This is a genomic window from Terriglobales bacterium (assembly GCA_035561515.1).
Taxonomy (GTDB): Bacteria; Acidobacteriota; Terriglobia; order Terriglobales; family Acidobacteriaceae; genus DATMXP01.
Genome location: DATMXP010000004.1, coordinates 1 through 25836 on the forward strand (window position 1 = coordinate 1; position 25836 = coordinate 25836).

24 protein-coding genes are annotated in these 25836 nt (G+C 57.7%); 11 read left to right on the top strand and 13 right to left on the bottom strand.

Annotated elements, in window-relative coordinates:
• Positions 1–704: 704 nt before the first annotated feature.
• Together VN577_00785 and VN577_00790 are read right to left on the bottom strand one after the other, a co-directional pair.
• Entirely contained in the window at positions 705–980 is a 276-nt protein-coding gene (locus VN577_00785) for a hypothetical protein (GenBank protein ID HWR13333.1), read from the bottom strand.
• 179 nt (positions 981–1159) lie between these two features.
• Positions 1160–1519, bottom strand: a complete 360-nt coding sequence (locus tag VN577_00790; GenBank protein ID HWR13334.1) for a hypothetical protein — start codon at positions 1517–1519, stop codon at positions 1160–1162.
• A 119-nt stretch (positions 1520–1638) separates the two neighbouring features.
• Here VN577_00790 and VN577_00795 point away from each other — a divergent pair, with 119 nt between their 5' ends.
• Positions 1639–2259 (top strand): hypothetical protein, encoded by a 621-nt coding sequence (locus VN577_00795; protein ID HWR13335.1) that lies wholly within the window; start codon positions 1639–1641, stop codon positions 2257–2259.
• 3 nt (positions 2260–2262) lie between these two features.
• Here the strand turns inward: VN577_00795 and VN577_00800 are convergent, their stop codons facing one another.
• The 4 genes from VN577_00800 to VN577_00815 all read right to left on the bottom strand — a co-directional run bounded on the left by VN577_00800 (position 2263) and on the right by VN577_00815 (position 7371).
• Positions 2263–3546 carry a hemolysin family protein gene (locus VN577_00800; protein HWR13336.1) on the bottom strand — a complete coding sequence of 428 codons (1284 nt, stop codon included), beginning with the start codon at positions 3544–3546 and terminating at the stop codon, positions 2263–2265.
• A 154-nt stretch (positions 3547–3700) separates the two neighbouring features.
• Positions 3701–4930, bottom strand: coding sequence for a PilT/PilU family type 4a pilus ATPase (locus VN577_00805; GenBank protein HWR13337.1), 1230 nt, complete (start codon positions 4928–4930; stop codon positions 3701–3703).
• 139 nt (positions 4931–5069) lie between these two features.
• A complete protein-coding gene (locus tag VN577_00810; GenBank protein ID HWR13338.1) occupies positions 5070–5645 on the bottom strand; it encodes a hypothetical protein in 576 nt (191 codons plus the stop codon).
• A 10-nt stretch (positions 5646–5655) separates the two neighbouring features.
• Entirely contained in the window at positions 5656–7371 is a 1716-nt protein-coding gene (locus tag VN577_00815) for an electron transfer flavoprotein-ubiquinone oxidoreductase (GenBank protein ID HWR13339.1), read from the bottom strand.
• A gap of 161 nt (positions 7372–7532) precedes the next feature.
• Between VN577_00815 and VN577_00820 the strand changes: the two genes are divergently transcribed.
• On the top strand, positions 7533–7820 hold the full coding sequence (locus tag VN577_00820) for a hypothetical protein (GenBank protein HWR13340.1): 288 nt from the start codon (positions 7533–7535) through the stop codon (positions 7818–7820).
• A gap of 156 nt (positions 7821–7976) precedes the next feature.
• On the opposite strand, the gene VN577_00825 is transcribed toward VN577_00820, so the two are convergent.
• Both VN577_00825 and VN577_00830 read right to left on the bottom strand, forming a co-directional pair.
• Complete coding sequence (locus tag VN577_00825) at positions 7977–9701, bottom strand: chloride channel protein (protein ID HWR13341.1); 1725 nt, start codon at positions 9699–9701, stop codon at positions 7977–7979.
• Complete coding sequence (locus VN577_00830) at positions 9698–10849, bottom strand: tetratricopeptide repeat protein (protein HWR13342.1); 1152 nt, start codon at positions 10847–10849, stop codon at positions 9698–9700. Before VN577_00830 ends, VN577_00825 begins: the two co-directional genes overlap by 4 nt.
• Before the next feature lie 60 nt (positions 10850–10909).
• On the opposite strand from VN577_00830, the gene VN577_00835 reads away from it, so the two are divergent.
• Positions 10910–11278 (top strand): MGMT family protein, encoded by a 369-nt coding sequence (locus tag VN577_00835; protein HWR13343.1) that lies wholly within the window; start codon positions 10910–10912, stop codon positions 11276–11278.
• Here the strand turns inward: VN577_00835 and VN577_00840 are convergent.
• Entirely contained in the window at positions 11268–11777 is a 510-nt protein-coding gene (locus VN577_00840) for an Ig-like domain-containing protein (GenBank protein ID HWR13344.1), read from the bottom strand. The two genes, VN577_00835 and VN577_00840, sit on opposite strands and share 11 nt — an antisense overlap.
• A gap of 385 nt (positions 11778–12162) precedes the next feature.
• Between VN577_00840 and VN577_00845 the strand changes: the two genes are divergently transcribed.
• The 7 genes from VN577_00845 to tsaE all read left to right on the top strand — a co-directional run bounded on the left by VN577_00845 (position 12163) and on the right by tsaE (position 21261).
• Positions 12163–14166, top strand: coding sequence for a hypothetical protein (locus tag VN577_00845; protein ID HWR13345.1), 2004 nt, complete (start codon positions 12163–12165; stop codon positions 14164–14166).
• Between the two features lie 9 nt (positions 14167–14175).
• Positions 14176–14853, top strand: coding sequence for a thiamine phosphate synthase (gene thiE, locus VN577_00850; protein HWR13346.1), 678 nt, complete (start codon positions 14176–14178; stop codon positions 14851–14853).
• Between the two features lie 87 nt (positions 14854–14940).
• Positions 14941–16494: an amino acid permease gene (locus VN577_00855; protein ID HWR13347.1), complete on the top strand. Its 1554-nt coding sequence runs from the start codon at positions 14941–14943 to the stop codon at positions 16492–16494.
• A gap of 36 nt (positions 16495–16530) precedes the next feature.
• Complete coding sequence (locus VN577_00860; protein HWR13348.1) at positions 16531–18114, top strand: amino acid permease; 1584 nt, start codon at positions 16531–16533, stop codon at positions 18112–18114.
• Positions 18115–18211: 97 nt separating this feature from the next.
• Positions 18212–19237, top strand: coding sequence for a potassium channel protein (locus tag VN577_00865; GenBank protein HWR13349.1), 1026 nt, complete (start codon positions 18212–18214; stop codon positions 19235–19237).
• Positions 19238–19255: 18 nt separating this feature from the next.
• A complete protein-coding gene (locus VN577_00870) occupies positions 19256–20827 on the top strand; it encodes an NAD(P)H-hydrate dehydratase (protein ID HWR13350.1) in 1572 nt (523 codons plus the stop codon).
• A gap of 5 nt (positions 20828–20832) precedes the next feature.
• Positions 20833–21261 carry a tRNA (adenosine(37)-N6)-threonylcarbamoyltransferase complex ATPase subunit type 1 TsaE gene (gene tsaE / locus VN577_00875; protein HWR13351.1) on the top strand — a complete coding sequence of 143 codons (429 nt, stop codon included), beginning with the start codon at positions 20833–20835 and terminating at the stop codon, positions 21259–21261.
• A gap of 29 nt (positions 21262–21290) precedes the next feature.
• On the opposite strand, the gene VN577_00880 is transcribed toward tsaE, so the two are convergent.
• Complete coding sequence (locus VN577_00880) at positions 21291–22061, bottom strand: enoyl-ACP reductase (protein ID HWR13352.1); 771 nt, start codon at positions 22059–22061, stop codon at positions 21291–21293.
• 67 nt (positions 22062–22128) lie between these two features.
• Complete coding sequence (locus VN577_00885; protein HWR13353.1) at positions 22129–23379, bottom strand: MFS transporter; 1251 nt, start codon at positions 23377–23379, stop codon at positions 22129–22131.
• A 112-nt stretch (positions 23380–23491) separates the two neighbouring features.
• Here VN577_00885 and VN577_00890 point away from each other — a divergent pair, with 112 nt between their 5' ends.
• A complete protein-coding gene (locus VN577_00890; protein ID HWR13354.1) occupies positions 23492–24166 on the top strand; it encodes a hypothetical protein in 675 nt (224 codons plus the stop codon).
• On the opposite strand, the gene VN577_00895 is transcribed toward VN577_00890, so the two are convergent.
• Positions 24167–25213: a 3-isopropylmalate dehydrogenase gene (locus VN577_00895; protein ID HWR13355.1), complete on the bottom strand. Its 1047-nt coding sequence runs from the start codon at positions 25211–25213 to the stop codon at positions 24167–24169. It lies immediately after the preceding gene.
• A 26-nt stretch (positions 25214–25239) separates the two neighbouring features.
• The gene (locus VN577_00900; protein HWR13356.1) at positions 25240–25764 is read right to left on the bottom strand and encodes a hypothetical protein; all 525 of its coding nucleotides are present in this window, start codon (positions 25762–25764) and stop codon (positions 25240–25242) included.
• Between the last annotated feature and the right edge of the window lie 72 nt (positions 25765–25836).

Sequence of the window (25836 nt, forward strand, 5' to 3'; positions counted from 1 at the left end):
ATATGATTCCAAAGGATTTATAAGTCCTTTGTTTTCATATATGGAGAATCTGTATATGAAAGCAAAGGAGTTAGACAGCGCATATATGAAAATAAAGGAGTTAGAAGAAGCAAGTTGTTAGTCATTAGTTGTTAGTACTTAGTCGGCGGCCGTCAGTCGTTGATCGTCGGCAAAAGCTCTCCTCATGGAAAACCGGTGGTGGCGATAGGGATTCTTCCCCTTCCGCTTCACTTCGTTTCAGCGTCAGGGTCAGAATGACAAAACCCAAGTACAGAGGTTCCTCGGCTTCGCCTCAGAACTCAGAATGACAAAGCCAAAACCACCTACATTTTCAGGATAGCAATTTGGGTAGGGGCAACATGCCAAGGTTTGGAAATTTATTTTGCGAGTGTTTTCAATGGGTTGCGGGGAAAAGGGCTCGGTGACCCCCTTGACATGGCGCGAAGCGGGTTGTGCCGAAATGGAACAAAAAGATGACCACAGAGACGCAGAGAGTTGAATGGGAAAGAACCCGGTGTGAACGCCGGTGGTAGTCCGGCCCTTTCGGCACAGAACGCCGAAAGGACCGGCCACCCAAGCTACTGCTAACGCGAAGGTTCGGCCACCCGCCCCCCTTGACATACTTCGGAGAGGGTTGTGCCGCATGGAAATTCGGTGGAACGGAAACGGTATCGTTATCTCGACCAGGGCCAACGATCCTTCGTTCAGCGGTCATACCCAGAGGATTGTTCAAGATCGACCACTTGGCCGTCCTTTGAAAGAACGAAGCCATGTCGGTGAAGGAAGTACATCACAGCACGCCACGCATCCAAGGCAAATTCGCCTTTTTCCTGGGTAAGTTCGTATTCCTCAAGGACCTTCTCATTCCTAAAATAGTCTTGACTATTCGCCATGTAGATCTGCTCTAGCTCTTCGCGCGTTGTACTTGTGAAAAGAGCGAACAGTTCCTGATAATCGTCATTTGATAATTGCACTATCATGCGTCCCTCGTTGTCAAAACCCCACAGGTTAACCGGTTTTGATGTTTCCGGAAATGCTAAGTACCACTTTGACTGTGACTTCCTTATCGCGAATTAGCACCTTCCCGACCGCGGCTCCTGTGTTTGGACTTCGCTCAGCAACGAATGTGAGAATCTTCGCTACTTCATCCTCCGTAAGACTAGGATCGATCTTTTGAAAGCTTATTCTCGGCGTCGTAGCCGTAGGTTCGGATGGTGTCGTTGGTGGTGTTGCCGGCTGAGTCGTAGGTAAGGGCGGAAAGACGATTCTGATTGTTGGATGCACCAAACGTCCAGGGCTCCGGGTTGGGTTTGCCCGGAACCATGCCGCGGTTCCTGAGATTGCCCCAGGCATCAATGCTAAAAGACTCACCCCAGAGTGAACTCGTGGTGTAGGCGCTCGCGATGCGATTGAGGTTGTCGTAGGTGAAGTTCTGGGTGCGATTCCCGTCCTTGTTGTTCGTGATCTGGTGAAGATTGCCGTTGTTGCCACCGCCCTCAAGTGTTTGGCCGAATGTCAAAGGGCAGGCCCCTCCTTTCGTAGTTCTATTCCCGAAAAGGGAATATCGATGAGGCATGCGGCCGAATAGCACGACTCGATATGGGCTGGGGGGTTACTCACAATCAAGGAGGGCTCCGCATGACAAAGTCGTGGATTGTGGTGGCGGTGTGTGCAGTTGCATTTGCGGGCGGGCAGTACGTGGAAGGGCAGCGCAGTAATAGCGGTCGCCCGGGCAGCGGCAGTGGGCAAGGACCGGGCGCGGGGCAGATGTCGGGACAGCAGGGCGGCCGAGGCACGGGCCAGCAACAGACCGTCCGCGACCAGCAGCAGACGAGAGTGCAGAGCCTTGCGACCCAGCGACAACGTACGACAGCGCGCGAGTCTGTGAGCGCAACGAAACAGTTGCGGTCCCAGTTACGCACGATGATGAAACTGGGCAAAGGCCAGCAGGTCGGGACCGAACAGGCAAAGCAGTGGCGCGAGCAGGTCCGCGCCCAGTTGAGGCTCATGCAACAACAGCAGCAGGAAATGCTCACCAGCCTAACGCCTGAACAGCAGGCGTTCGTTCAAGACGACATTGATCAGATGAACGAAGACACGGCGGGCATGGTGGAATTCGTGGAGGCATTAGAGTCCGTCCTCGACGAGAAAGAGATCGACGAAGCCACACTGGAACAGAACGCCAAGAAAGCAGACAACAAGGCAAAGAAAGTCGAGAGCGAGCAGAACCAGATCATGTCTGAACTGGACCTTCTCTAACGGTCAGGCACGGGTGACGAGGATTTTGTCGATCCTGTTTCCGTCCATGTCGACAACTTCGAAGCGGATGGAGCTGAACTCGATGGTGTCGGCGGGTTTGGGGATACGGCCGAGTTGATGGATGAAGAATCCGGCGGCGGTTTGAAAACCCTGAGATTCCTCGCCGGGGAGATGGTCGAGCCGCAAAAGGTCGCGAAGATCTTCGGTCGGCAGGGTTCCGTCTATGAGCCAGGATCCATCCGCACGCTGCACGATCGGGTGCTCCTCGGGAAATGCGCCGGGCAGTTCTCCGACGAGAGCTTCGAGCACATCGGTGGCACTGATCAGACCTTCAACCCCTCCATATTCGTCCACGACCAGCGCGACACCGCCGGAGCTGTTGCGAAGCCGTTCGAGAACTTTCAAGGCTGGCATTCCCTCGGGAACGAACACGGCCGGCTTGAGAAGAGACCGGATGTCGGCAGGAGAGTCGGCGGCGAAGTACTCGCGCACGAGCAGGATTCCCTGAACCTTGTCGAGGCGCGCGTCGGCGACGGGAAGGTGGGCGTGGTGACCCTGCCGTATCTTGCGTTTGATTTCTTCGGGCGAACGGTTGATATCGATCCATTCGATATCGGAGCGCAGCGTCATCAATGCGGAAGCGCGCCGGTCGGCGAAGCGGAATACGCGCTCGACGATTCTTTTTTCATCTTCCTCGACGACGCCGGTTTGCGCTCCGATGCGGATGAGGGCGCGGATGTCGTCCTGGGTGATGGCGCGTTCGGTGGACTCCTTGACCCTGATGATCCACAGCAAGGCATTCGTAGAAGCGCCAAGCAGGGAGACGAGTGGGGCGACGACGCGAGAAACGACGGTCATGGGGCGGGCGACGGCGGAAGCGATACGCTCCGGATGACTTAACGCGATCCGCTTAGGCACCAATTCGCCGATGACGAGAGAGATATAGGTGATCGCGAGAACAACGACGGCGATGCCAATGGTCTCCGCGTGCGGAGCGAGGCGGGGGTAATTCTGCAATGCCGCGGCGATCTGTTCCGCGAGGGTGGCGCCGCCAAAAGCACCGGCCCAGACTCCGACGAGTGTGACGCCGATCTGGACGGTCGAAAGGAAGTTGTTCGGGTCGTGCAGAAGGTCGAGGGCGTGTTGCGCAGCACCACTGCCGCGATCGGCAAGTGTCTGGAGCCGCGTTCTGCGCGAGGAGAGCAAAGCGACTTCGGACATGGCAAATACGCCGTTGATGATTGCGAGAACGACGATGATTACGAGCTCGTAGGATACGTTTGCCATCAGGAAGAGTGTACGACGGCGGAGGAGGATGAGGTGGAGGCAGGTTCTCACTCAGAATGAGAGCGCGCTAATCAAAAATGTGTTTGTCGGTCAGTGTGCGGCACAGATAAGAATGTCTGTGCCACATCTCGGAACGTGGGCGAGGTCGCGTTATCTAGCGAACTACTTCGATTTGTTCTTCCTGCTTGGGTTTGCGAAGGACCTCGGGGCCGGCGGGTTCGACCCGTGACTCGTCGAAGTCGGAGAGTTGCAGGCGCAGGTTGCCAGCATTGGTAGCGTAGTGCATGGCCTCTTCGAAAGAGATAACGCCGGCGCGCAGGAACTTTTCGATTTCGCCGTCGAAGTACTGCATACCTTCCTGATCGCCGTCCCGCATCGCATCAAGGAGAGTCTTGCCTTCGCCTTCGCCCCGCTCGACATATTCACGGGTACGCATGGTGGACTTCAGGATTTCGATGATGGCGACTCGGCCTTTTCCGTCGCGTCGCGGCATGAGCCGTTGCGAGACGAAATAGCGGAAGGAGGCGGCGAGACGCGTGCGGATGGCCTGTTGGTCTCCGAGGGGAAAGACACCGACGACACGCTCGACTGTTTTCGACGCGTCGATGGTGTGCAGGGTGGAGAAGACGAGGTGTCCGGTTTCGGCGGCGGTGAGGGCGATCTCGATGGTTTCCTGATCGCGCATCTCGCCGACGAGGATGACCTTGGGCGCCTGGCGCAGGGCGGCGCGAAGAGCGCTGGCGAAACTGGAAGTGTCGCTGTGGAGTTCGCGCTGATGCACGGTGCCTAGCTTGTGTTGATGCAGGAACTCGATGGGGTCTTCGATGGTGACGATGTGATCGGGGCGGGTGGAGTTGATGAGGTCGACGATCGCCGCCAGAGTGGATGATTTTCCGGAGCCAGTGGGGCCTGTCACGAGGACGACGCCGTTCTTCAGCTCGGCGATGTTCTTGAGTTCTTCCGGAAGATTGAGCTGGTCGAACGTCGGAATTTTGTTGGGAATGACGCGCATGACAATGGCGTAACTGCCACGCTGCTTAAAGATGTTGACGCGAAAACGTGAGTGCTGCGGGAGAGAGTAGGAGAGATCGCAGGAGCCTTCTTCTTTCAGCGATTCGGCCGCTTGTTTGTTGGAGCCGATAAGGTCCTGAGAGATTTTGGCGGTGTGGTCAGGCGTGAGAATCGGGAGTCCGTCGACCTTGACGCCGCGGAGTTTGCCGTTGAGTTCGACCTGGGGCGGACGTCCGGGGGAAAAGATGAGATCGCTGACCCCTTTCATGCTGACCATGGCTCCGACTAGAGCGGCGGTGTTGATTCCGGACTTTGGGGCAGGAGCATTTCCGTTTGACGGTACGGCGGCCGCGGCGGTTCCCGCTGACTGCATCTCTGACACACTTCCTCCGATGTGACGGCGAAAGGCCAGAGTATCAGAGCTTTGGGATGAACTGACACGGGTTTTCCGCGAAGGAGGTACCTTCGTAATCAGGGAAACTACTAACGCTTACGTTCGATTATGGAGTGCGTCAGTGACACGCAGGACGTTGAGTTGGATAGCTCGCGCGGCTCCTGTGATTGCGCGAACGGAAAAGAGCGGTGGCGCACATGATGATGAGCAGAGCGGACCAGATGAGCGTCATGACGACGGGGCCGGTGGGTTCGGAAGAGCGAGTGTCGGGGACGGAAACGAATCCGCTGATGATGCCGAAAGTTCCGATGATGAGTCCGTTGACGGCGAGGATGATGCGAGTGGTGGTTTTCGGCGGACGTGGAAGGATGTGGAACTGGTAGTCGAGCCAGCGGCCGATGAAATGCCAGAGCAGTGCAACGAATGGAGCGGAGAAAAGCAGAACGAAGAGCTCGGTGCCGTGCGGATAAAGGATAGAGGTGAGCAGCGCGCCGCAAACCATGGCGGGGACGTTGAGTGCGACGGCGACTTTCCATGCAGTCGGGATGTTGGACGGACTGACGGGAGTGAAAGTCCGATGCTCCTGCGCGAGCGCCTGCGGCGGCAGCTGGAAGTAGCCGATGCCAAGCAGGGCGAAGTAGAGCGTGAGCTGCGCAACCGGCAAAAGACGGCGATAGCCGAGACGGCGGATCATTCAGCGCAACTCACATTCCATCGTAATTCGGACCTCCGCCGCCCTCGGGTGGAACCCAAGTGATGATCTGGTAGGGATCCATGATGTCGCAGGTTTTGCAGTGAACACAGTTAGAGGGGTTGAGGTGGATCCGCTTGCCGGACTTGGTGTCGGAGGAATCGATTATCTCGTAGACGTTCGCCGGGCAGAAGTGCTGGCATGGACTGCCGAACTCGTGGATGCAGCGCTCATTGCAGATATTGGTGTCGTGAATGACGAGGTGGGCAGGCTGATCTTCTTCGTGCTTGGTGCCGGAGTGATAGAGGTCGGTGAGCTTGTCGAAGGTGAGCTTACCGTCGCCCTTGGCTGAGTCGAGGAGTTGCTTGCGGCCGTCGCCGTCGGCGGGTTGTGTGGCGATGGGCTTCATGCGCTCGTGGCCGGGACGAGCATGGTACTTGCCGCCGAGTCCGAGACCGCCGGTGAATTGCTGAAGTCCAGCGTGAAGCATGCCCATCCAGAAACCTTTTTCGAACCCTTGATGGAAGTTGCGAACGGGATAAAGTTCCTGCTCGATCCATGAACTCTCGACGCGCTTCTGGAAGGCCGCGAGTTGGGCGGCAGAGAAGTTGTTGGCAAGCATGGCATCGAAAGCGGTTTCAGCGGCGAGCATGCCGCTCTTGATGGCGAGGTGAATGCCTTTGAGGCGCTGGGAGTTCAGGAATCCGGCGGAGTCGCCGATGATCATCCAGCCGTCTCCGGCGACGGGAGGAATGGCGTTCCAACCGCCGTAGGGAAGTGACTTTGCGCCGTAGCGGATCATCTTGCCGCCTTCGAGCAGCGAGGCGACGAACGGATGCTGCTTGAAGCTTTGAAGAACTTTCTGTGGGTCGAGACGCGGGTCGGGGTAGTCGAGGCCGGTGACGAAGCCGAGGGAGACGGTGTTGTCTTTGGAGCCGTAGATCCAAGCGCCGCCGTATTCCTTCGAGGTAAGAGGCCAGCCCATGGTGTAGATAACTTCGCCGGGGGCAATTTTGCCGGGGAGAACTTCCCAGAGTTCCTTCACTCCGACGCCGTAGGTTTGCGGGTAACGGCCCTTGTCGAGTTCGTAGCGCTGGATGAGTTGCTTGGTGCAGGATCCGCGGGGGCCTTCGGCGAGGATGACGACCTTGGAGCGGAGATCGTAGCCGGGCTCGAAGTTGCCTTTGGGCTGATTCATCTTGTCGACACCCTTGTCGTCGGTGCGTATGCCGACGACGCGGTCGTCTTCGATAAGGAGTTCGGAGCCGGCGAATCCGGTGAAGATGGTGATACCGGTGGGCTCAACTTTTTCGCCGAGCCATTTCACGAACTTGTTGATGGAGATGACGTAGTTGCCGTGGTCGCGCAGCGGCGGAGGCGTGATGGGAAGCTTGAATTGCGATTTCTCCGTCATGAAGTAGACGGCTTCGCGAGTGACTTCGGCGTCGAGAGGAGCCTCGGATTCGAAGCCGGGGAGGAGTTCGCGCATGGAACGCGGGTCGAGCAGGGCGCCGGAAAGGCAGTGTGCGCCGAGTTCGCGGGCCTTCTCGAGAACGTAAATGTTTTCCTTTGAGAGAGGCGCGTTGGGGTAGCGCTCGTTGTGAGCGTCGATAAGTTGAGACAAGCGGAGCGCACAGGCGAGCCCGGCGGGTCCGGCACCGACGATGACGACGTCGGCTTCCATCGAGGGACGTTCGATTCCTTCCAACGGCTTACGAAAGACAAGCATGGCGGGTTTGCCTTAAAGGACGAGAAATGAAATCCGAACAGGGCATGATAAATGGTTGGATGGCATTGGGACAAAGGCTTGGAAACAGGGGCCACTCGGCCCTAGTTGTTGTGCCGATAAGGGTTGACCGGAAATGGTTTTCGGTGCAAGGTAATAGTGTCGTGAGATTGAGAGATACCATTCGGCTGGTATTGGCGGTGACAGCACTTATTTGCGTGCTGGCTCTGCTGCTGATGCCGAGCACCATCAGTGCGATGAACGTGCCAGCGACATCGCATGGGAAGCAATTGGTGCGGGTGGTTTCGTTACTCACGATGGTCGTGCTCATTGCGCACATGTGCTGCGGTGTACTGCGCTGTTCCGGAAGCCTGTTTGGCCGTTCGTGGCAGGTGCACCCGCATGGGTATGGGCCGAATCTCCTCGAAGTGACCTGCGCCAGACTTTGTTAGCCATCCACTAAAAGATTGCTGTTCGTGAACGAACGGCATTGATATCTCCTGCTCCGCTCCTGGGCGGGAGTTGACCTCTCCCGCCTCGGAACTCTCCTCGGGAGGGGAAAGCGGGCGGCCATCCCACCCCAGTCCCCAAACCGGCCGCCCGCCTAATTATTCATGCTGAGGAACCGGTTCCCTTGAAATGGCGCGATAGCGCTTGAGAATGAGGTCGAGGGTAATTACGCCTTCGAGTTTGCCGAGATTCGCGCGGTGAACGACGGGGAGGAGTTCGAATCCGTGCAAGTTGCGAAGTGCGGTTTCGAGAGGGATGTCGGGGAAGAACACAGGCAGAGGCGTGGTGATGAGATCGCCGATGGTCGCGTCGGAAGGGGCAGTCCGGAGTTCGTCCGCGGAGACAGAAAACCACTCGCCAGACTGGCGGCGCACGAGAAAGTGGGCGCGAGAGGCTGTCACCCGGGCGGCGGCGATGTGAGCGAGTTCGTCGCAGTGAAGGACAGGGACGTCGTAGGCGCGCATGGCGTCTTCGACCCGGAGAACTTCCTCTTCGCGCTGCTCTTCCATGGAAGGAAGGTGGAGACCATCCTGCCGGGTGAGAACTTCGAAGATGGGGGTCGGCTGGAGACTGCGTGACACGAGGTACGCGATGGTGTTGGCTACGATGACGGGAATGATGATGGAGTAATTTCCGGAGACCTCGAGCACCATGAATATGGATGTGAGCGGTGCGCGAAGAAATGCTGCGAAGAGAACGCCCATACCGACGAGAGCGTAGGTCCCGGTGGAACCAGTGAGTCCCTGGAGTTGAGTTTTTTCGATGAGGCCAACGGCAGCGCCGAGCATGGCACCGATGAAGAGAGTAGGCGCGAACATTCCGCCCGGCGTTCCGCTACTGAAGGAAAGTGTGGTGGCGACGATCTTCAGGGCGGCGAGGGCGAGGAGCATCTGCCAGGTGAATTGGTTGTGAAGGGCCTGGTCGATGTATTCGTATCCGGCACCCATGACCTGAGGGAAGCCGAGATAGCCGATGAGGCCGATAAGAAGTCCGGCGACGGCGGGTTGGAAATATAGGGCCCATCGTGGCATGGCTTTGAGCTTGCGGCGAAGCCATCCGATGGACTTGGCGAAGATGAGAGCGGCGAATCCACCGACTATGCCAAGCGCGGCGTAGGCGAGCAGTTCCTCGGTGCTGATGAGCGATACCGATGGGATGCGGAACATTGCTTCCGACCCGAGCAGGAAGCGGGCGACGACGACGCTGGAGACGGCGGATAGGACGATGGAGCCGAGAATGCCGGCGGTCCAGCGGCCGATGACTTCTTCGATCACGAAAAGAATCGCGGAAATCGGTGCGTTGAAGGCGGCGGCTAATCCAGCAGCAGCGCCAACGGGAGCGATGAGACGGACCTTTTCCTTGGAAAGGCGAAGGCGGCGTCCGAGGGCAGACGCGAGAGTGGCGCCGATCTGAAGGGACGGATCTTCGGGACCGAGGGAGTGTCCGGACCCGATCGCGAGCGCGGAGCAAAGAAACTTACCAACAGCGGTCCGGAAAGGGATGTAGCCGTTCGAGATATAAAGAGCGGACTTGGTCTGGTTTACTCCGCTGCCGCGAGCGGCAGGGAAGAACTTCATGACCAGAATGGCGACGAGAAGCCCGACGAGGGTGGGCGCAAGTATGATGCGCGCTCCGGAAATCGACAATGAGGAGCCGAGTAGAAACAGGCGCAGCCACTCAATCGTGACGCGGAAGCAGACCACCGCGAGTCCGGCGTAAATGCCGATGAAGATCGAAAGCAAAAGGAAGAAACGTTCTTCGGCCTGTGCTGAACGAGGCGGCGTAACGGAGACAAGTGGTGCAGTTGGGGTGGTGGCGCTCAACGCTGCACTCCTTCCCCGTATCGCGAGAGCATGAGCAGAGCCCAATCCTTGCCCGCTGGAGTGCCACAGGTTTTTGCCGTCGCTTCTTCTATCCGCCCAACTATTTCCATGATTTCATCGCGCGCATCGATATCCCTAGTCAAGTAGCGAATGCCTGTTTCGGGACCGAGAGATGTCCAGTCGGCATAGAGTTTCTGGAACTCAGTCGCCGGAGAAGTCGACTGAAGTTGCTGATTCAGGGCTCCGGCACAGGTTTGCAGGCGGTCGCCGGCAGTCTCATAGGCGTCGGCGACCCTGCGTGCTCGTTCCCGATCTGAGAGCCTGCGTTGGAGAGGGTCGGAGGACAGGACAAGCCTGGCCATCTGGAGTTGAGAATCGACATCCGGATCGGTAGTGCCGCGGTCTTTGGCCTGCTGAAAATATCGCGATGCGGTGCGGAAGTGACCGACAGCGAAGGCGGAGTGCCCGGCACCGAGGGAAGCACGAGCAGCATCGACAGACATTAGCGAGCGGTATTCGTCGAATGCGCGTTCGTTCTCGCCGGTTTGGAGAAGGACGTCGGCGGCGAGGAACCGCGCGGCAACGTCAGACGGAGGAACGCCCGCTGCGAGATTGATGGCTTCGGCCTGAGCCTGCGTTTGCGAGCCATTCGCAAGTAAAAAATGGATGAACTCAAGCCGCGATTGGCGCCGGTTCTGGGCGGGATTGCCATCCCACGCGCCGTAAATGGCACTGTTGAAGTGCTGGGATGCGAGACGGCCATCGCCGACGCGGGAATAAACGCGTGCGAGTTCGAGGTTATACAATCCGTTGCCAGGCTGGCTTTCCCAGAGATTAAGCAGGTACGCGATAGCCTGGCGGGACTGGTCGTCGGCAGCCAAAGCCTGAGCGAGGCGTAGCCTGAAATTAGCGTTGTCGGGCGAATAACGAAGCGCATTGCGGAAATCGTTGATTGCAGTTTTGGGATTCCCGGACAGGAGCGCCTGATTTCCTCTGTGGTACCAGGAGCGGGAAAGAGAGTCTTCACGGCGCTGGTATGTGCGCGCGTAGATAAAGACGAGGACGAAGGATATGGCCGCAACGGCGATGAGTGCGGCAATGATCGATGCGTCTTTTCTCCACCAGGGGAACGGAGATGCCGAATCCATGAGCTTACTTGGATGATAAATGTTGTACTCCGGATTTGCATCGCGGTGCGATAAGTACTTATGTTCGCGAAAATCAAAAAAGTAATTGCCAGAATCCCGAAGGGCAAAGTCGCCACGTACGGCCAGATCGCAAAGATGGCTGGTTATCCCGGTGCGGCGCGGCAAGTGGTGTGGGCGCTGCATGGATCAACCGGACTGCCATGGCACAGAGTGTTAGGTGCTGGAGGGAAAATTCTGCTTCCCGGGCAAAACGGCATGGAACAGCGGATACGGCTGGAAATGGAGGGCGTGCAGTTCCATGGCGCGAAGGTAGATATGAAAAGCTTCGGCTGGGAACCGAAGGGGCAGACAAAACTGAAGCGTTCCGGGACAAAAGCGGTGGGGTCCGCAGCGCGGACCCGCAGTAAAGGCAGACCTATTAAGGATTAACGGTCAGTGTGGCAGGCTGACTGGTGACGTTCCCGACGCTGGCAACGATCGTCACAGTGCCCGGAGAGACTCCTTTCGCCAAGCCTTGTGCATCGATGGTGGCGACTGCCGCAAAGCTGCAATACCAGGAGAAGGTCACACCCGTGATGGTGTTGCCGGAGGAATCCAGCGCGGTGGCGGTGAACTGCTGGGTAGCGCCTACGGTAATAGCAGGCGACATGGGTTGGATCTTAATGCTGGCGACGACCGGAGTGACGGTAAGGGTGGCGGTATTGCTGGTGACTCCGGAATAGGATGCGGTGATTTGCGTGGTACCGCCCCCGACGCCGGTTGCCACGCCGCTGGAGTTTATGGTGGCCACACTGGCGGAACTGCTGTTCCAGGTAACGGCGACGTTGTTTACAGCGTTATTGTTCGCATCGACCGGAGAGGCGTAAAAAGTTGTCTGTTGTCCAACGGCAACGCTGACTGGGGTCGGCGTCACCGTAATCTTGGTCACGTTGGACGAACTTGACCCTCCAGAGGAACTGTCGCTGGATCCTCCGCAGGACACAAGAAGAGCGGACAGGGTGAGAAGCACAAGAAGGCGGAGAGATCCGGAGAACCCGAATGAAGTCATGATGATATGAATTGTCCTGGTTAGAGCGCTGTAACTCCACATAAAACCCGCTGCTGTGTCCGAAGTTGCTGCTGTCTCAGTTTAGTCCCAGTTTGAAACCCAGTTTTAAATTTCCACAAAGTGTATCTGAGCATTTTATGCAACTCGCTGAGAGTTGCTGGGTTTAAATTAAACTCGGCAACGCTAACATCCCATTGAAGTACCGCAATCTGTTTCTCCGAACAGGGTGTTTCGTGTGCCTGCCGATACCCAGGAGTTCTCATAAATGAAATTCGCTGGTTTCATACTTGTTCCTTTACTTCTTGTCGCCGTCGGGTGTGGCGGCGGCAGCAACAATAATTCCGGCGGCGTGAGCGTCACGATTTCACCCACTTCGACAACGATTACGGCCGGGAGCAGCGTGCAGTTCTCTGCGTCGGTGAGTAATGCGACGGATACGAGCGTGACATGGCAGGTGGGCGGCGTCACGGGCGGCAGCACGTCGGTTGGGACCATTTCCACGACCGGCCTGTACACCTCTCCGAGTGGGATCACAAGCACGGTGTACGTAAATGTGACAGCCGTGTCAGTACAAGACACGAGCAAGAATGCCTCGGCCACTGTGACGATTAACGCGACGAACGAGGCCCCGAAGGATGCGATCATCATCAGTCCAACAGGATCCGTGTTGGCGTCGGGGTCACAGCAGACGTTCACGGCAACAGTCAGAGGGACGGCTTACAGTCCGACGTGGAGTGTAAGTTGCGAAGGACAAGTAAGCGCGAAGTGCGGGCAGATTTCCAGCAGCGGTGTTTACACAGCGCCGTTATTCCCTCCGCGCTACGGCGAGGTCACAATCACCGCAACATCGCCTGACGCATCGGCCATCACCGGAAACGCACGTGTGCGAATTCAGATTTCCAACCAGAGCTTATATGGACGATATGCGTTCTCGATGTCGGGAACCAGCTCAGGTGCGTTCCAGGGATCTGCCGGAAGCCTGGTGTTTGATGGACAGGGAAATGTGACCAGCGGCGTAAAAGATGCGACGGGTGACGGCGGGACTCCAGTTTCCATCACGGGTGGGACGTATCACGTCGGGACGGACGGCCGCGGGAATATCGCGTTGCAGAGTGCCGGGGGTACCCAGAACCTTTCGATGGTGATGGTGAACCACGAGAAGGTGCTGATCTCAGGTTACGACGCCGGTGGTGAGATTTCGACTGGAGCCATGGACCTGCAGGATCCGAGCACGTTCCAGATCACGTCACTGCAAGGGGCATTCCGGATGTCGGTGCAAGGGGCGAGTTCAACTCATCCGCAAGGGACCTTTGCAGCGGAGGGAGTCATTGCACCGGATGGCGCAGGTGCGATTGCGCAAGCCAGCTTCGATATCAACGACACCGGAACGGCGCAATCAGGAGTGTCCGTCACGGGAGCATTCAGTGCGCCATCAGGCGAAGGACGCGGCACGTTGACGCTGGGAAGCGGCGTGGGACCGCAGTCGTACGCGTACTTCATTGTGGACGCGAAGCACGTGAAACTGGTGGGAACCGACTCGAGCGATCGGGGTGTTGCGGAACTGGTGAAACAAGACTCGGCTACTTACTCAAATAGTTCGTGGAACGGGGCATTCGTCGGGGTGGTGTCCGGTTCGAACAGCCAAGGGCGAGCAAGCACCGGCGGCGTGTTTACGTTCAACGGTAGCGGAGGCGTGACGGCCCTGATTGACACCAATATGAACGGGAATGTTACTGCCGGTGGAACAGTAACCGGTACGTACAACGTGACGGACACGACCACGGGACGGACCACTGTCCAATGGACGGATGCGATTGGGGACCACCAACTGGTTTTGTATCCCTCGTCGGATGGTGGTGCGTTGATCCAGGTGGATGGGGTGAGTGCGAGTGGTTCGCTGCTTCGCCAAACGACGGCGCTTTCGTTCCCGTCGGTGTTCGCGGGTCAATTCGCAACCGAAGCTTACGGGTATGGGTTCATTGGTAGCGCCGGATGGGAGTCGCTGGTCGGGTTGACGATTCCGAATGGCGGCAGCTCGGTCAGCGGATACCTGGAGATCAATGACAACGGCACTCTTGCGCCGGGGACCACGTTGGGTGGCTCTTACCTGTGGAGCGCCACGGGAGTGGCACAGGTGAGCGCCACTACGAACTCGGCGGTATTCGGCAACGCGTTCCTGAAGGTTTACGCGGCAGATGACAGTCGAGGATTGCTCATGGGGGCTGACAGCAATCGCGTAATCACAGGAGTGATGTTGCGGCAATACTAGAAGGTTAGTTTGAAGACGGGGGCCGGAGAGATCCGGCCCTTTGTTTTTCCGGATGTGATTCAATTGAGCGACATGCCCGAACTTCTATTGCCAAAGGTGTATCCGATTCTCGACACGGCCCGCTTCGCGGACCGGAATACGCTGTTCGCGTTTGCGGAGGCGTTGCAGGGATGCGGGATGCTGCAATATCGAAACAAGAATGGAACTGCGAAAGAAATGCTCTCGGACGCGAGAGAACTGAGGCGGAGGCTGGGACGAAGGGTTTTGCTGATCATGAATGACCGGGCGGATCTGGCCCTTGCGGCGGATTTTGACGGGGTCCACGTCGGACAGGACGATCTCTCGGTGGAGGCTGTAAGGAAGGTGGTTGGACCGAAGATGATTGTGGGGGCCTCTACTCACAATCCGGAGCAGCTTCGGGAGGGGGATGCGACTTCGGCGGACTATTTGGCGATAGGGCCGGTATACGCGACGTCGAGCAAGGCAAATCCCGACCCGGTGGTGGGGCTGGAGGGCGTGCGCCGGGCAAGGGAACTCACGCGTAAGCCGCTGGTGGCGATTGGCGGCATCAATGTGGGGAATGCGGCGGAGGTGACTGGGGCCGGAGCAGACTCACTGGCGCTCATTTCGTCCCTATTTCCTGACCCTGCGAAATCCGTGGAGCAATTTCGGCAGCTCTTGTTGTAAAGTCTTTCGCACCGAGCGGAGGCGACCCGGAACATCGCCTTCAGGCATCGAACTGAATAAGGACAGCAACTTACAATCGGGGAACACTTGAGTACCGACATCCAACCGGTAACCGCCACCCACGAACTACCCGCCACTCAAGACCAGGAACTGGTCAAAGGACTCGGCCTCACGAGCGCAACGACGCTGGTGATGGGGTCGATGATCGGGTCGGGCATTTTTATTGTCTCAGCTGATATTGCGCGACTGACGAACTCGCCTGCCCTGCTGATTCTGGCATGGGTGGTGACGGGGTTCATGACGATTACGGCGGCGCTCTCCTATGGTGAGTTGGCAGCAATGATGCCAAGAGCAGGAGGGCAATACGTCTATCTGCGCGAGGCATTGGGCCCGCTGTGGGGTTTCCTCTACGGATGGACACTGTTCATGGTGATCCAGACGGGGACGATCGCCGCGGTGGGAGTGGCGTTCGGGAAATTCCTCGGCGTGCTGTTCCCGTCTGTCTCATCGACGAACTGGATTCTGCACTTATGGAAGGTGCCGCCGATCCATGTGGGACCTATGGTGCTGGGAAACATGGATGTGGGGCTCAACACGCAGAACCTGGTGGGCATCATCACAATCGTGTTGCTGACGGTGGTGAATGTCTTCGGCGTGAGGACGGGCGCGATTGTCCAGAATATCTTTACGATCGCGAAGACGGCGGCGCTGCTGGGGCTGATTCTGTTCGGGGTCGCAATGGCGCGCAACCCGGAGGCAATCGCAGCGAACTTCGGGAACTTCTGGCGGAATGCGGGAACGAGCGCGCCGGAGTTTGCACAGATCGGGATTGGCGGTCTGCTGGGGACGCTGGTGATTGTGGCGGTCGCACAGGTCGGGTCACTGTTTTCGTCGGACGCGTGGAACAACGTGACGTTCACTGCGGCGGAAGTGAAGAACCCCAGCCGGAACCTGCCGTTGTCACTGGCGCTGGGTACGGGTGTGGTGATCGCCATTTATATCGCGGCGAACTTTGTGTACCTGAGCGTGCTGCCGCTGGTGGGCGATCCGAATGGGACGTCGGTGCTGGCGCGCGGCATTCAGTATGCGACGGAAGATCGCGTGGGCACCGCCGTGATGCAGGTGATGTTCCCGGCGGGCGGCGCCGTGCTGATGGCCATCGCCATTTTGATTTCCACGTTCGGGTGTAACAACGGACTGATCCTGGCGGGCGCGCGTGTTTACTACGCCATGGCGAAAGACCGGTTGTTTTTCCAGAGCGCGGGAAGGTTACATCCGAAGTACAAGACGCCGCACATCTCGCTGTTCGTTCAATGCGCGTGGACCTGCATTCTGTGTCTGTCGGGTACGTACGGGCAGTTGCTGGACTACATCATTTTTGCAGTGCTTGTGTTTTACGTGCTGACGATCGTGGGGCTGTTCGTGTTGCGGAGAACGCGACCGGATGCGCAAAGGCCGTATCGGGCGATTGGATATCCGGTGCTGCCGGCGATCTACATTGCGATGGCAGTGTTTATCGATGTCGTACTTTTGAGATATAAACCCCAGTACACCTGGCCGGGGCTGATTATCGTTTTATGCGGTATTCCGGTGTATTACCTGTGGTCGCGCCGGACCGCCGCCAGGCCGGTGGATGCATAGATACGAAGTGATCTGCGGAAAGGCAGAAGGAAATCCATGTCGAAGCTCTTAATTACAAAACCGATGGACATGCTCCTGTCGGAGGCGCATGAAGAAGGAGAGCACAGTCTCAAACGTGCGCTCGGTCCAGTAAACCTGATTACGCTTGGAATCGGCGCAATCATTGGCGCGGGCATATTCGTGCTGACCGGACAGGCCGCGGCCCAACATGCCGGCCCGGCGATTGTGCTGTCGTTTGTGCTGGCCGGCATAGCATGCGCGTTTGCGGGGTTGTGCTACGCGGAGTTCGCGTCCCTGATCCCGATCGCGGGGTCGGCTTATACATATGGATACGCGACGCTGGGCGAGTTGTTCGCGTGGATCATCGGATGGGACCTGGTGCTGGAGTACGCACTCGGCGCGGCGACAGTCGCGGCTGGCTGGAGCGGATACTTCGTTTCATTGCTGCAGGACTTCGGACTTCACATACCGCCTCAGTTCACGGCCGTACCGGGAGCGAAACTCGCTTTTTATGACGGGCGGTGGACGGCGATCAGCAGCCTGCCGGATGGCGTGAGCGCTGCCGGGTTGCCGCAAGTGACGGGCATTTTCAACTTCGTCGCGTTCTTCATCGTCCTGCTGGTTACGCTGGTGCTGGTGATCGGCATCAAGGAATCGGCGAACCTGAACTCGGCGATTGTGATTGTGAAGCTCGCGATTGTGCTGATTTTCATCGCAATCGCCGGGCTCTACGTTCTGCGCAACCCGAATGTTGCGATGACGAACTGGAGTGACTTCATCCCGGCAAACCAAGGCCGAGGATTATTCGGGTGGTCGGGTATATCAACCGGCGCGGCGGTGGTTTTCTTCGCGTACATCGGATTTGATGCGGTGTCGACGGCAGCGCAGGAAGCGAAGAATCCCAAGAAGGACATGCCTATCGGCATCCTTGGGTCACTCGCTGTTTGTACGGTGCTGTACATCCTGGTTTCGGGATTGCTGACGGGCGTGGTTCATTACACGAAGCTGAACGTGCCGGATCCGGTGGCGGTTGGCATTGACGCTACGAATATTGGATGGACGGTCAACCTGGGCCAGCATGCGATCAAGCTGAGCAGCCTGGTAGTGAAGGCCGGAGCGGTGTTCGGACTGTTTACCGTTATGCTGGTGATGTTGCTGGGTCAGTCGCGCGTGTTCTACTCGATGTCGCGGGACGGGTTGCTTCCGAAGTGGGCAGGAGCCATTCATCCGAGATTCCGGACGCCTTGGATCTCGACGATCATCGTGGGTGTGTGTGTGGCCTTCTTGCCGGCCCTGCTACCTATCAATGATCTTGGTCACCTGGTGAGCATCGGAACATTGCTGGCGTTTGTGATCGTAAGCGGCGGCGTGTGGATTCTACGGCGGAGGAGACCGGACCTGCCTCGTCCGTTCCAGACGCCGTGGGTACCGTTTGTGCCAATCATGGGGATGGTGGTTTCGTTCTACCTGATGGCCAGCCTGCCTTGGATTACCTGGGAGCGATTGATCATCTGGCTGGTGATTGGAATGTTCATCTACGTCCTTTACGGGCGTCATCACAGCCGCGTGCAGAAGATGAGGACTGCGCCGACGCCCAAGCCGACCGTGATGGCAGACTAGGTTTCCTGGTTGTTAAGAGCCGTGGCCAAGCGCCACGGCTTTCTTTTTGCTTTCTGTACTTGCGCGCGACGGCATTCATCCGTGACACTTGCGAGCGATGCCATCCGCTCCAATCAGGGGACTGCGTAACCTAAGGGTGATCATTGCGCTGTTGTTCGTTCATGCAGTGATCGCGACATTCGGGTTCCACTTCATTGAGGGGTGGACATGGTTCGATGCCTTGTACATGGTCGTGACGACGATTACGACGATCGGGTATCGCGAGGTTCACGAACTTAGCGCAGTTGGAAGAGCCTTCAACCTGTATGTGATCCTGGTGGGAGTGGGGCTGCTGTTCCTGGCGATCGGGGCGCTAGCATCAGCTTTGCTAGAATTCGAACTCCGCAAATTCTTTGGAAGGCGTCGCATGGAGCGGGAGATCAGTCGTCTCACGAATCACGTGATCATCTGTGGTGCCGGGCGCGTGGGCAGAAGTGTCGCGCGGGAGTTGTTGATGAAGCCGGCGCCCTTCCTGATCATTGAAAATAGTTCGGAGAAGGTGCTGAAGCTAAACGAAAAGTGGTTGTTGCTCAGCGGCGATGCGACGCAGGAACAGACGCTGAAGGATGCGCGGGTGGAGTATGCGTCGGGTTTGGTGGCAGCGGCGACTACGGACGCAATCAATTTATACATCGTGCTTACGGCGCGAAGTTTGAATCCGAAGCTCAAGATCATCGCTCGTGCCAGCGAAGAAGATGCGGAGAAACATTTGCGAAAGGCAGGGGCGGATATAGTCATTTCGCCATATACATTCGCGGGGCACCGGATCGCACAGTCGTTCCTGAGGCCAAATGTGATTGATTTTCTGGATCTTGCGACGGCGTCAGACCGGCAGCTCGACCTGGAGTTGGCAGAAGTGAAGGTTGAAGCAGGCGCGCCGTTCGTTGGAAAGACGCTGGCGGGCTCACAGATAAGACAGACCATGAACATCATTGTGCTGGCGATCAAGAAACGCGAAGGGATGCACTTCAATCCGGAACCGGATGACAAGATCGAAGCTGGGGATTACCTGATCGCGATGGGCGAGCCGGGCGGGCTGAGAAGGCTGCAAGAAAGCGCGAGTGCAAAGACGGCCTTACGTTAGAGCTTTCAAAACAATTTCATGAAAATTACTACTGCAGCAGAAATGCGCGACATCGATCGCGTGACAACGGAAGAGCACGGAGTTCCTTCGCTCACGCTAATGGAGAATGCGGGGACGGCAGTGGTGCGCTTCGTGATGGCGATGTTTAAGCGTGCGAGACGGGTGACGATCCTGTGTGGCAAGGGCAACAACGGCGGCGACGGTTTCGTGGCGGCGCGGAAATTCGGTGACGAAGGAATACGCACAACGGTGATCCTGCTGGCCGAACCTTCGGAGTTGAAAGGCGATGCCGCAGCGATGTTCGCGCGCATGGGCGAGACTCCGATTGTGGTGAAGTCGGCGGAGGAGTTGAAGAGCGAGGCTTTGGCAGAGGCGATGAAGGCCGATGTCATCGTGGATGCCATTCTCGGCACGGGCTTTCATCCTCCGGCGAGCGGCTTGTACGCCGACGCCATTGCACTAATCAACAGGTCACGCAAGCCGGTGGTCGCGGTGGACATTCCTTCGGGTGCGGACGCCGATGCGGCAGAGCCTTCCAGCGTGGTAAGAGCCAAGGCGGATTACGTGGTGACATTCACGGCACCGCGACCGGCGCACATTTTCGGAGCACTAACCAAGGGTGACACGATGGTGGCGCCGATCGGTTCCCCGGAGGCGGCGATTCAGTCGGAACTGAATGCGCACATGATCACGCCAAGAGACTTTGCAACATTCCTGGCGGACCGAGACCCGGAAGCTCATAAAGGAACCTATGGACATGCGCTGATCATTGGTGGATCGGTGGGGAAGTCTGGTGCGGTTGCGATGGCAGGTCTCGCGGCGTTGCGGAGTGGTGCAGGACTGTCCACGGTGGCGACGCCACGGTCGGTGCTGCCGGTAGTCGCGGGTTATACGCCGGAGATCATGACGGAGCCTTTGGCGGAGACGGAGGTAGGAAGCATCTCGCCGCTGGCATACGGATACGGCCGGATTGAGGCGATCCTGGAAGGAAAGCGCGTGGTCGCGCTCGGGCCGGGCATTGGACGAAATCCGCAGACAGTCGAGTTCATTCATACATTCATGCTGGACTGCAAAGCGCCGCTGGTGATCGACGCGGACGGACTCAATGCGTTTGAGGGGGCAGCACGAAAACTGCTCGGGAAGAATCGACCACTGGTGTTGACGCCGCATCCGGGAGAGATGGCGCGAATTCTTGATGTACACACGAGCGAGATCCAGAAGGACCGAATCCAGATTGCGAAGGAATTCGCGACGCGGCAGCAGTGCTACCTCGTTCTGAAAGGGCATCGGACGATTGTTGCTCTGCCGGATGGAGCGGTGTGGGTGAACGTGACCGGGAATCCGGGGATGGCAAGCGGCGGCTCGGGCGATGTGTTGACCGGCATGATCGCAGGGTTGATGGCGCAGACGGAGGATGTTGCGACGGCGGTACTGGCGGCAGTTTATCTACACGGCCTGGCGGGAGATATCGCGCGGGAGAAAGTGGGCGAGGCGTCGCTGATAGCGGGCGACATACTGGCGAATATTCCCGAGGCGTTCAAAAGAGCCAAGATGTCGCTGGCACAGAAGGGCTTCACATTCCACGCTTAATAAACGTGAGTCGCGAATTCATTACCAATTCGGCGGATGAGACGATTGCGTTGGGACGGCAGCTCGCAAAAGAGTTGTCGCCGCCCAGACTTGTGCTGCTACACGGGGACCTGGGTGCGGGTAAGACGACGCTGACGAAAGGAATTGCGGAGGGTTTCGAGGCGGCGTCAGAAGAGGATGTGACCAGTCCCACTTTCACACTGATTCATGAGTATCGTGGACCGGATGTGACGGTATACCACATTGATCTTTACCGGATCGAAACGGAAAGGGAACTGGAGACGCTTGGGCTGGAAGAGTTAATCTCCGATGAGCGGAATGTGGTGCTTATCGAGTGGGGCGAGAAATTTCCGAAGCTAGTGAAAGAACGAGATGTGGAGATCGTGATCGAGCGGGTGAATTCAGAGCAGAGAAAATTCACGATCAAAGTGTGAACTTAGCGTGGGCGAGACGCCCACGCCAGCTAGAAGCCCATGATGTTGTAGCCGCAGTCTACGTAGATAACCTCGCCGGTGATGCCTGTGCTGAGGTCTGAGGCCAGAAACAAGCCAGTCTTGCCCACCTCTTCCGTTTCCACGTTACGTTTCAAGGGTGCGCGTTCGGCATGGCTTGACATCATGTCGCCTAGTCCGGAGATGCCGCGGGCTGCAAGAGTCTTGATCGGTCCGGCGGAAATGGCATTTACGCGCACGCCTTGCTTGCCAAGATCATTGGCGAGATAGCGAACGGTCGCTTCGAGCGCGGCCTTGGCGACACCCATGACGTTGTACTTGGGCACGACTTTCTCGGAGCCGTAATAGGTGAGGGTCATGATGCTACCGCCATCGGTCATCAAGGGTGCAGCCGCTCGCGAGACGGCGATCAGGGAATAGACGCTGACGTCGTGGGCAATGCGAAAGCCTTCGCGAGTGGTGTTGATGAAGTCTCCTTTAAGCTCGTCGGCGGGCGCATAGGCGACAGAGTGGACCAGGCTGTGGATCTTGCCGTAGCGTTCGCGGAGCTTGGAGAAGAGGTGGTCGATTTCGGTGTCGCTGGAGACGTCGCACTGGAAACCTTCCGCGCCGGGCAAGGACTTCACGAGATCTTCGGCCTCAAGGCGCAGACGCTCATTCTGGTAGGTGATAGCGACATTGGCGCCTTCGCTGTGCAGTTGCTGCGCGATTGACCACGCAATGCTGCGCTTGTTGGCGACTCCGAATACGACTGCCGTTTTTCCTTCGAGACTAATACCCATCAGAAACGAATCCTCCGCACCCCGGAAACGAAAAGAATAACAGCCAGAGCGCCTGAAACAAAACCGGTCAGGCGTTGGTGGCGTCGGCGCGGGTGATGGTGATTGGTTCGGCGGGAATCAAGGCAGCAACAAAACCGGCGAAATAAACGGTAGCGACCATGGCGAAGGCAAGCGCCAATCCGATTCGATGGGCTACGACACCGACGGAAAGTCCGAGGAAAAGTTGAAGGGAAGTTCCGGCGAAGTAGATGGTGTTCTGGACACGTCCCATGAAGTGCTTGGGGACGGTTTCCATGAGCGTGCTGGAGAGCGCAACGCCAGCCATGCCGCGCGCCGCACCGCCGATCGAGTACAAGGCGACGCCGACGGCAAGAATGGGAATAAAGGGAGCGATATACCAGGCGAGCGCTATGGCCAGCATGGTGATGGCGATCGTGCTGCGCGCACCGATTTTGCGGACGGTCCAAGCGGTAAAGAAGACGCTGATGACAGCCCCGGTGGCCCATCCCATGTTGAGCCAGCCGTAGCCTTCTGCGCCAGCGTGGAGAATGCGATCACTGAGCGGAGCGGTGATGACGGAATTGGTGAGCATGCCGCCGAGGAACATGGCCCAACTGGTGGCGAGCAGGACGAGAAACTTGCGCTGGCGGACGTAACGGAGACCTTCGCGCATCTCGTGGAAGTAGCGTGCCACGGAATGCTCGACTTCGACGATTTCTTCACGCATCGGGTGGTGCACGACGTGGCGGCCGTGACGCACGAACAGGTAGCAGGAGAAGGAAGCGACGTAGGTGAAGAAGTCGATGAGGAGGACGCCGCCAAGTCCGATGTGGTTGTAAACGAAGCCGACGAAGGCGCCGGCGAGAACCCATCCGCCCTGTACTCCAGCCATGAGAAAGGTGTTGGAGTGGACGAAATCAGTTTCGGGCGTGAGTTCCTGAATGAGGGCCGTGACTGTGGGCCAGAACATCCAGAAGCCGATGGCGACGAGAATGGCCATCGCGTAAAGCTGCCACACTTGAACGCGGTGCATCAGGGCGAGCACGGCGATGAGCAGGATGATGAGGCCGCGACCGGCGTCGAGCATCATAACAATATGGCGGCGATCCTCGCGGTCGATCATGACGCCGGAAAGTGGCATCAGAGCCATAGCAGGGATGGTTTGCAAGACGAGGAGCCAGCCGAGGGCTATCTCGGTGCCAGTGGTTTGCAGCAGGTACCAGGTGACGGCGGCGGAGTTCATCCCGGAGCCAATCATGGAGATCATGTTGGCGGCGAAGATGAGGCGGAGTCCGCGATTGGCGAGGATCTTACGCATTTCGGGGTAGAAACAACTTTAGCAGGTAAGCGGCAGGACAGAGACTTTGGTGCGATAGGAACCAGGGAAACAAAGATATAATTCGCGCGTCCATTTATCCATGAACCGACGAGTGACAAGACAGATAGCGGTGACGGTATTGTGTGTAGCGGTATCGGTAGCGGCTTCGGCCGCTGACGGGAAGAAGAAGACGACCAAAAGTCTTCCGAAACCTACGCCGAAGCCTTTACATCTGGACCAGGCTTACTTCGCGGGCCGGAAGGTGAAATTCGATTCCGTACCGGTGAAGGCGGGGCGTGCGCTGGTAGTGGGACCATGGAATCTGGGTCCGAAGATTTCACCTAAGCCGAGCGATAAGCGTCCGAATTTGTATTTTGTTTCGCCCGGAACACAGCACCGGGTTCCTGAGCAGTCAGCGTTCGACCACAACGAAGTGCTGAGCGCGATGCCGGATGGACCGTCGGATTACGACGTGTTCTGGGTATTGGTGCTGGACCCCTCCGTGAAGGAGGAGTTCACGAGCGAGCAGGAGATTATTGTCGCTACCCAAGAAGAGTTTCAGCCGGGAGAGGATTTTACGTTTGACCAGATTCCCTCGGCGGGATTCCTGCGGACTTTCCTCAAGAAGTCGGATTTAGAGAGCTTGAAAAAGTTCCGCCGCCCAGAGGGTGGTCTGCCCAAGGTGGCGGTTGTTAGAGCGGGATTTACGGTAAGGGCGGTGGCGGAAGAGATGCCCGAACTGGAGACACCGCAAACCACTACGCAGACGGCTGATCCGCCGAAGTAGTTAGCGGACCACTTGGTTAGCAATCCAAGAGGCACATTCCTTTGTGCCGAGTGAGCCACCGACATCGACGGTGGTTTTCTTTTCCTGAACAGCTTTGATGACGGCAGCCTCGATCTTTGCAGCTTCGGCTGAGAAGCCGAGGTGCGCGAGCATCATTGCGCCGGTGAGTATCGAACCCATCGGATTGGCAATGTTCTTTCCGGCGATTGGGGGAGCGGAGCCGTGAACGGGTTCGAACATTGAGGTGCGGCCGGGATGAATGTTGCCGCTGGCGGCCATGCCGAGTCCGCCCTGGAGGGCAGCGGCGAGATCGGTGACGATGTCCCCAAACATGTTGTTGGTGACGATGACATCGAGCGATTGCGGCTCCCGAACCATCTGGAGGCAGAGGGCGTCGACGTACGTGTGCTGAGTTTGGATATCTGCGTATTCCTGCGCGACGAGTTTGAACACGCGTTGCCAGAGGCCGCCGGCGTAGGACATGACGTTGGATTTGTCGGCCATGAGGACGCGCTTCCGGCCATGCGAGCGTGCGTAATCGAAGGCGAAGCGGATGATCCGCTCGACACCTTTGCGAGTGTTGATGTCTTCCTGGGTAGCGACTTCGTCGGGGGTGTCTTTCTTGAAGTAGCCGCCCATGTCCATGTAAACGCCCTCGGTGTTTTCGCGAATGACGACGAAGTCGATGTTGCGGGCGTTCTTCAGTGGGCAGAGGCTTTCGTCAAGAAGCTTTACCGGACGGACGTTTGCGTACAGGTCCATCTTGAAGCGCATGCCGAGGAGGATTTCCTTGGCATGGATGTTGGTTGGAACGCGCGGGTCGCCGAGTGCGCCGACGAAGATGGCGTCGAAGTCGCGGGCGAGCATTTGGAAGCCATCGGTGGGGATCGTTGTTCCGTCGGCGAGGTAACGGTCGGCGCCCCAGTCGAACAGGGTGAAGTCGAGAGGGGCGCCGGTCGCTTGGAGGACTTCGAGAGCCTGGGGGATTACTTCCTTGCCGATGCCGTCGCCCGGCACCACTGCTATGCGTTTACGATTTGCGTTCACGCCGGACAAGATAACAGATCGGACACCTACTTACCCTGAGTGGGCGCAGCCTTGACACGGGAATACTCAAACTGCACGGTTGAAGATTTTCCGTCTGGACCTACCCACGTCCATTCCTGCACATGATGGTCTTTGTCGATCAGGCGGATGGTGAGATCACGCATGGAACCGGATTTGCCGTCGTCGTTGGTGAGGTCCTTGAATTTGAAGGCGATGACCTTGGTGTCGTTGGAGGGCTCTGAGATCATCCGTGGCTGGTTACCCATGGCGCAATAGTGGGTGGCGACGAGTTTGTCGCCATCGGTGTGGAACATGGTGATCATGTTGCCCGCACCTTCCTCGGGCATCCGCTGTTCGAGCATGATGGCGGAATCGCCGGAGACGACGGTATAGGTTTCGGTGCCGACCTTTCCGTCGACCTTTCCCTCCCAGTCACCAGCGAGAGTCCTCAGCGCATCGAAGCGAGGATTGTTGATCTTGACTTTGTGCTCCTGCCCGAAGGCTAATCCGGATGCAAGGAGCAGGGTCAACAGCATGATATGGGACTTCATTTCGTCCTCCTAAACCGCGGAATCATAGCGCAACGTACGCGGAAGCGGAACTAAGGTGGGCCATTTATAATC

Bases quoted from the DNA above. Each gene is read 5' to 3' on its own strand.
- VN577_00785 (HWR13333.1), bottom strand. From the start codon at position 980: ATGATAGTGCAATTATCAAATGACGATTATCAGGAACTGTTCGCTCTT.
- VN577_00795 (HWR13335.1), top strand. From the start codon at position 1,639: ATGACAAAGTCGTGGATTGTGGTGGCGGTGTGTGCAGTTGCATTTGCG.
- VN577_00800 (HWR13336.1), bottom strand. From the start codon at position 3,546: ATGGCAAACGTATCCTACGAGCTCGTAATCATCGTCGTTCTCGCAATC.
- VN577_00805 (HWR13337.1), bottom strand. From the start codon at position 4,930: ATGCAGTCAGCGGGAACCGCCGCGGCCGCCGTACCGTCAAACGGAAAT.
- VN577_00810 (HWR13338.1), bottom strand. From the start codon at position 5,645: ATGATCCGCCGTCTCGGCTATCGCCGTCTTTTGCCGGTTGCGCAGCTC.
- VN577_00815 (HWR13339.1), bottom strand. From the start codon at position 7,371: ATGCTTGTCTTTCGTAAGCCGTTGGAAGGAATCGAACGTCCCTCGATG.
- VN577_00830 (HWR13342.1), bottom strand. From the start codon at position 10,849: ATGGATTCGGCATCTCCGTTCCCCTGGTGGAGAAAAGACGCATCGATC.
- VN577_00835 (HWR13343.1), top strand. From the start codon at position 10,910: ATGTTCGCGAAAATCAAAAAAGTAATTGCCAGAATCCCGAAGGGCAAA.
- VN577_00845 (HWR13345.1), top strand. From the start codon at position 12,163: ATGAAATTCGCTGGTTTCATACTTGTTCCTTTACTTCTTGTCGCCGTC.
- VN577_00860 (HWR13348.1), top strand. From the start codon at position 16,531: ATGTCGAAGCTCTTAATTACAAAACCGATGGACATGCTCCTGTCGGAG.
- VN577_00865 (HWR13349.1), top strand. From the start codon at position 18,212: ATGCCATCCGCTCCAATCAGGGGACTGCGTAACCTAAGGGTGATCATT.
- VN577_00870 (HWR13350.1), top strand. From the start codon at position 19,256: ATGAAAATTACTACTGCAGCAGAAATGCGCGACATCGATCGCGTGACA.
- VN577_00880 (HWR13352.1), bottom strand. From the start codon at position 22,061: ATGGGTATTAGTCTCGAAGGAAAAACGGCAGTCGTATTCGGAGTCGCC.
- VN577_00885 (HWR13353.1), bottom strand. From the start codon at position 23,379: ATGCGTAAGATCCTCGCCAATCGCGGACTCCGCCTCATCTTCGCCGCC.
- VN577_00900 (HWR13356.1), bottom strand. From the start codon at position 25,764: ATGAAGTCCCATATCATGCTGTTGACCCTGCTCCTTGCATCCGGATTA.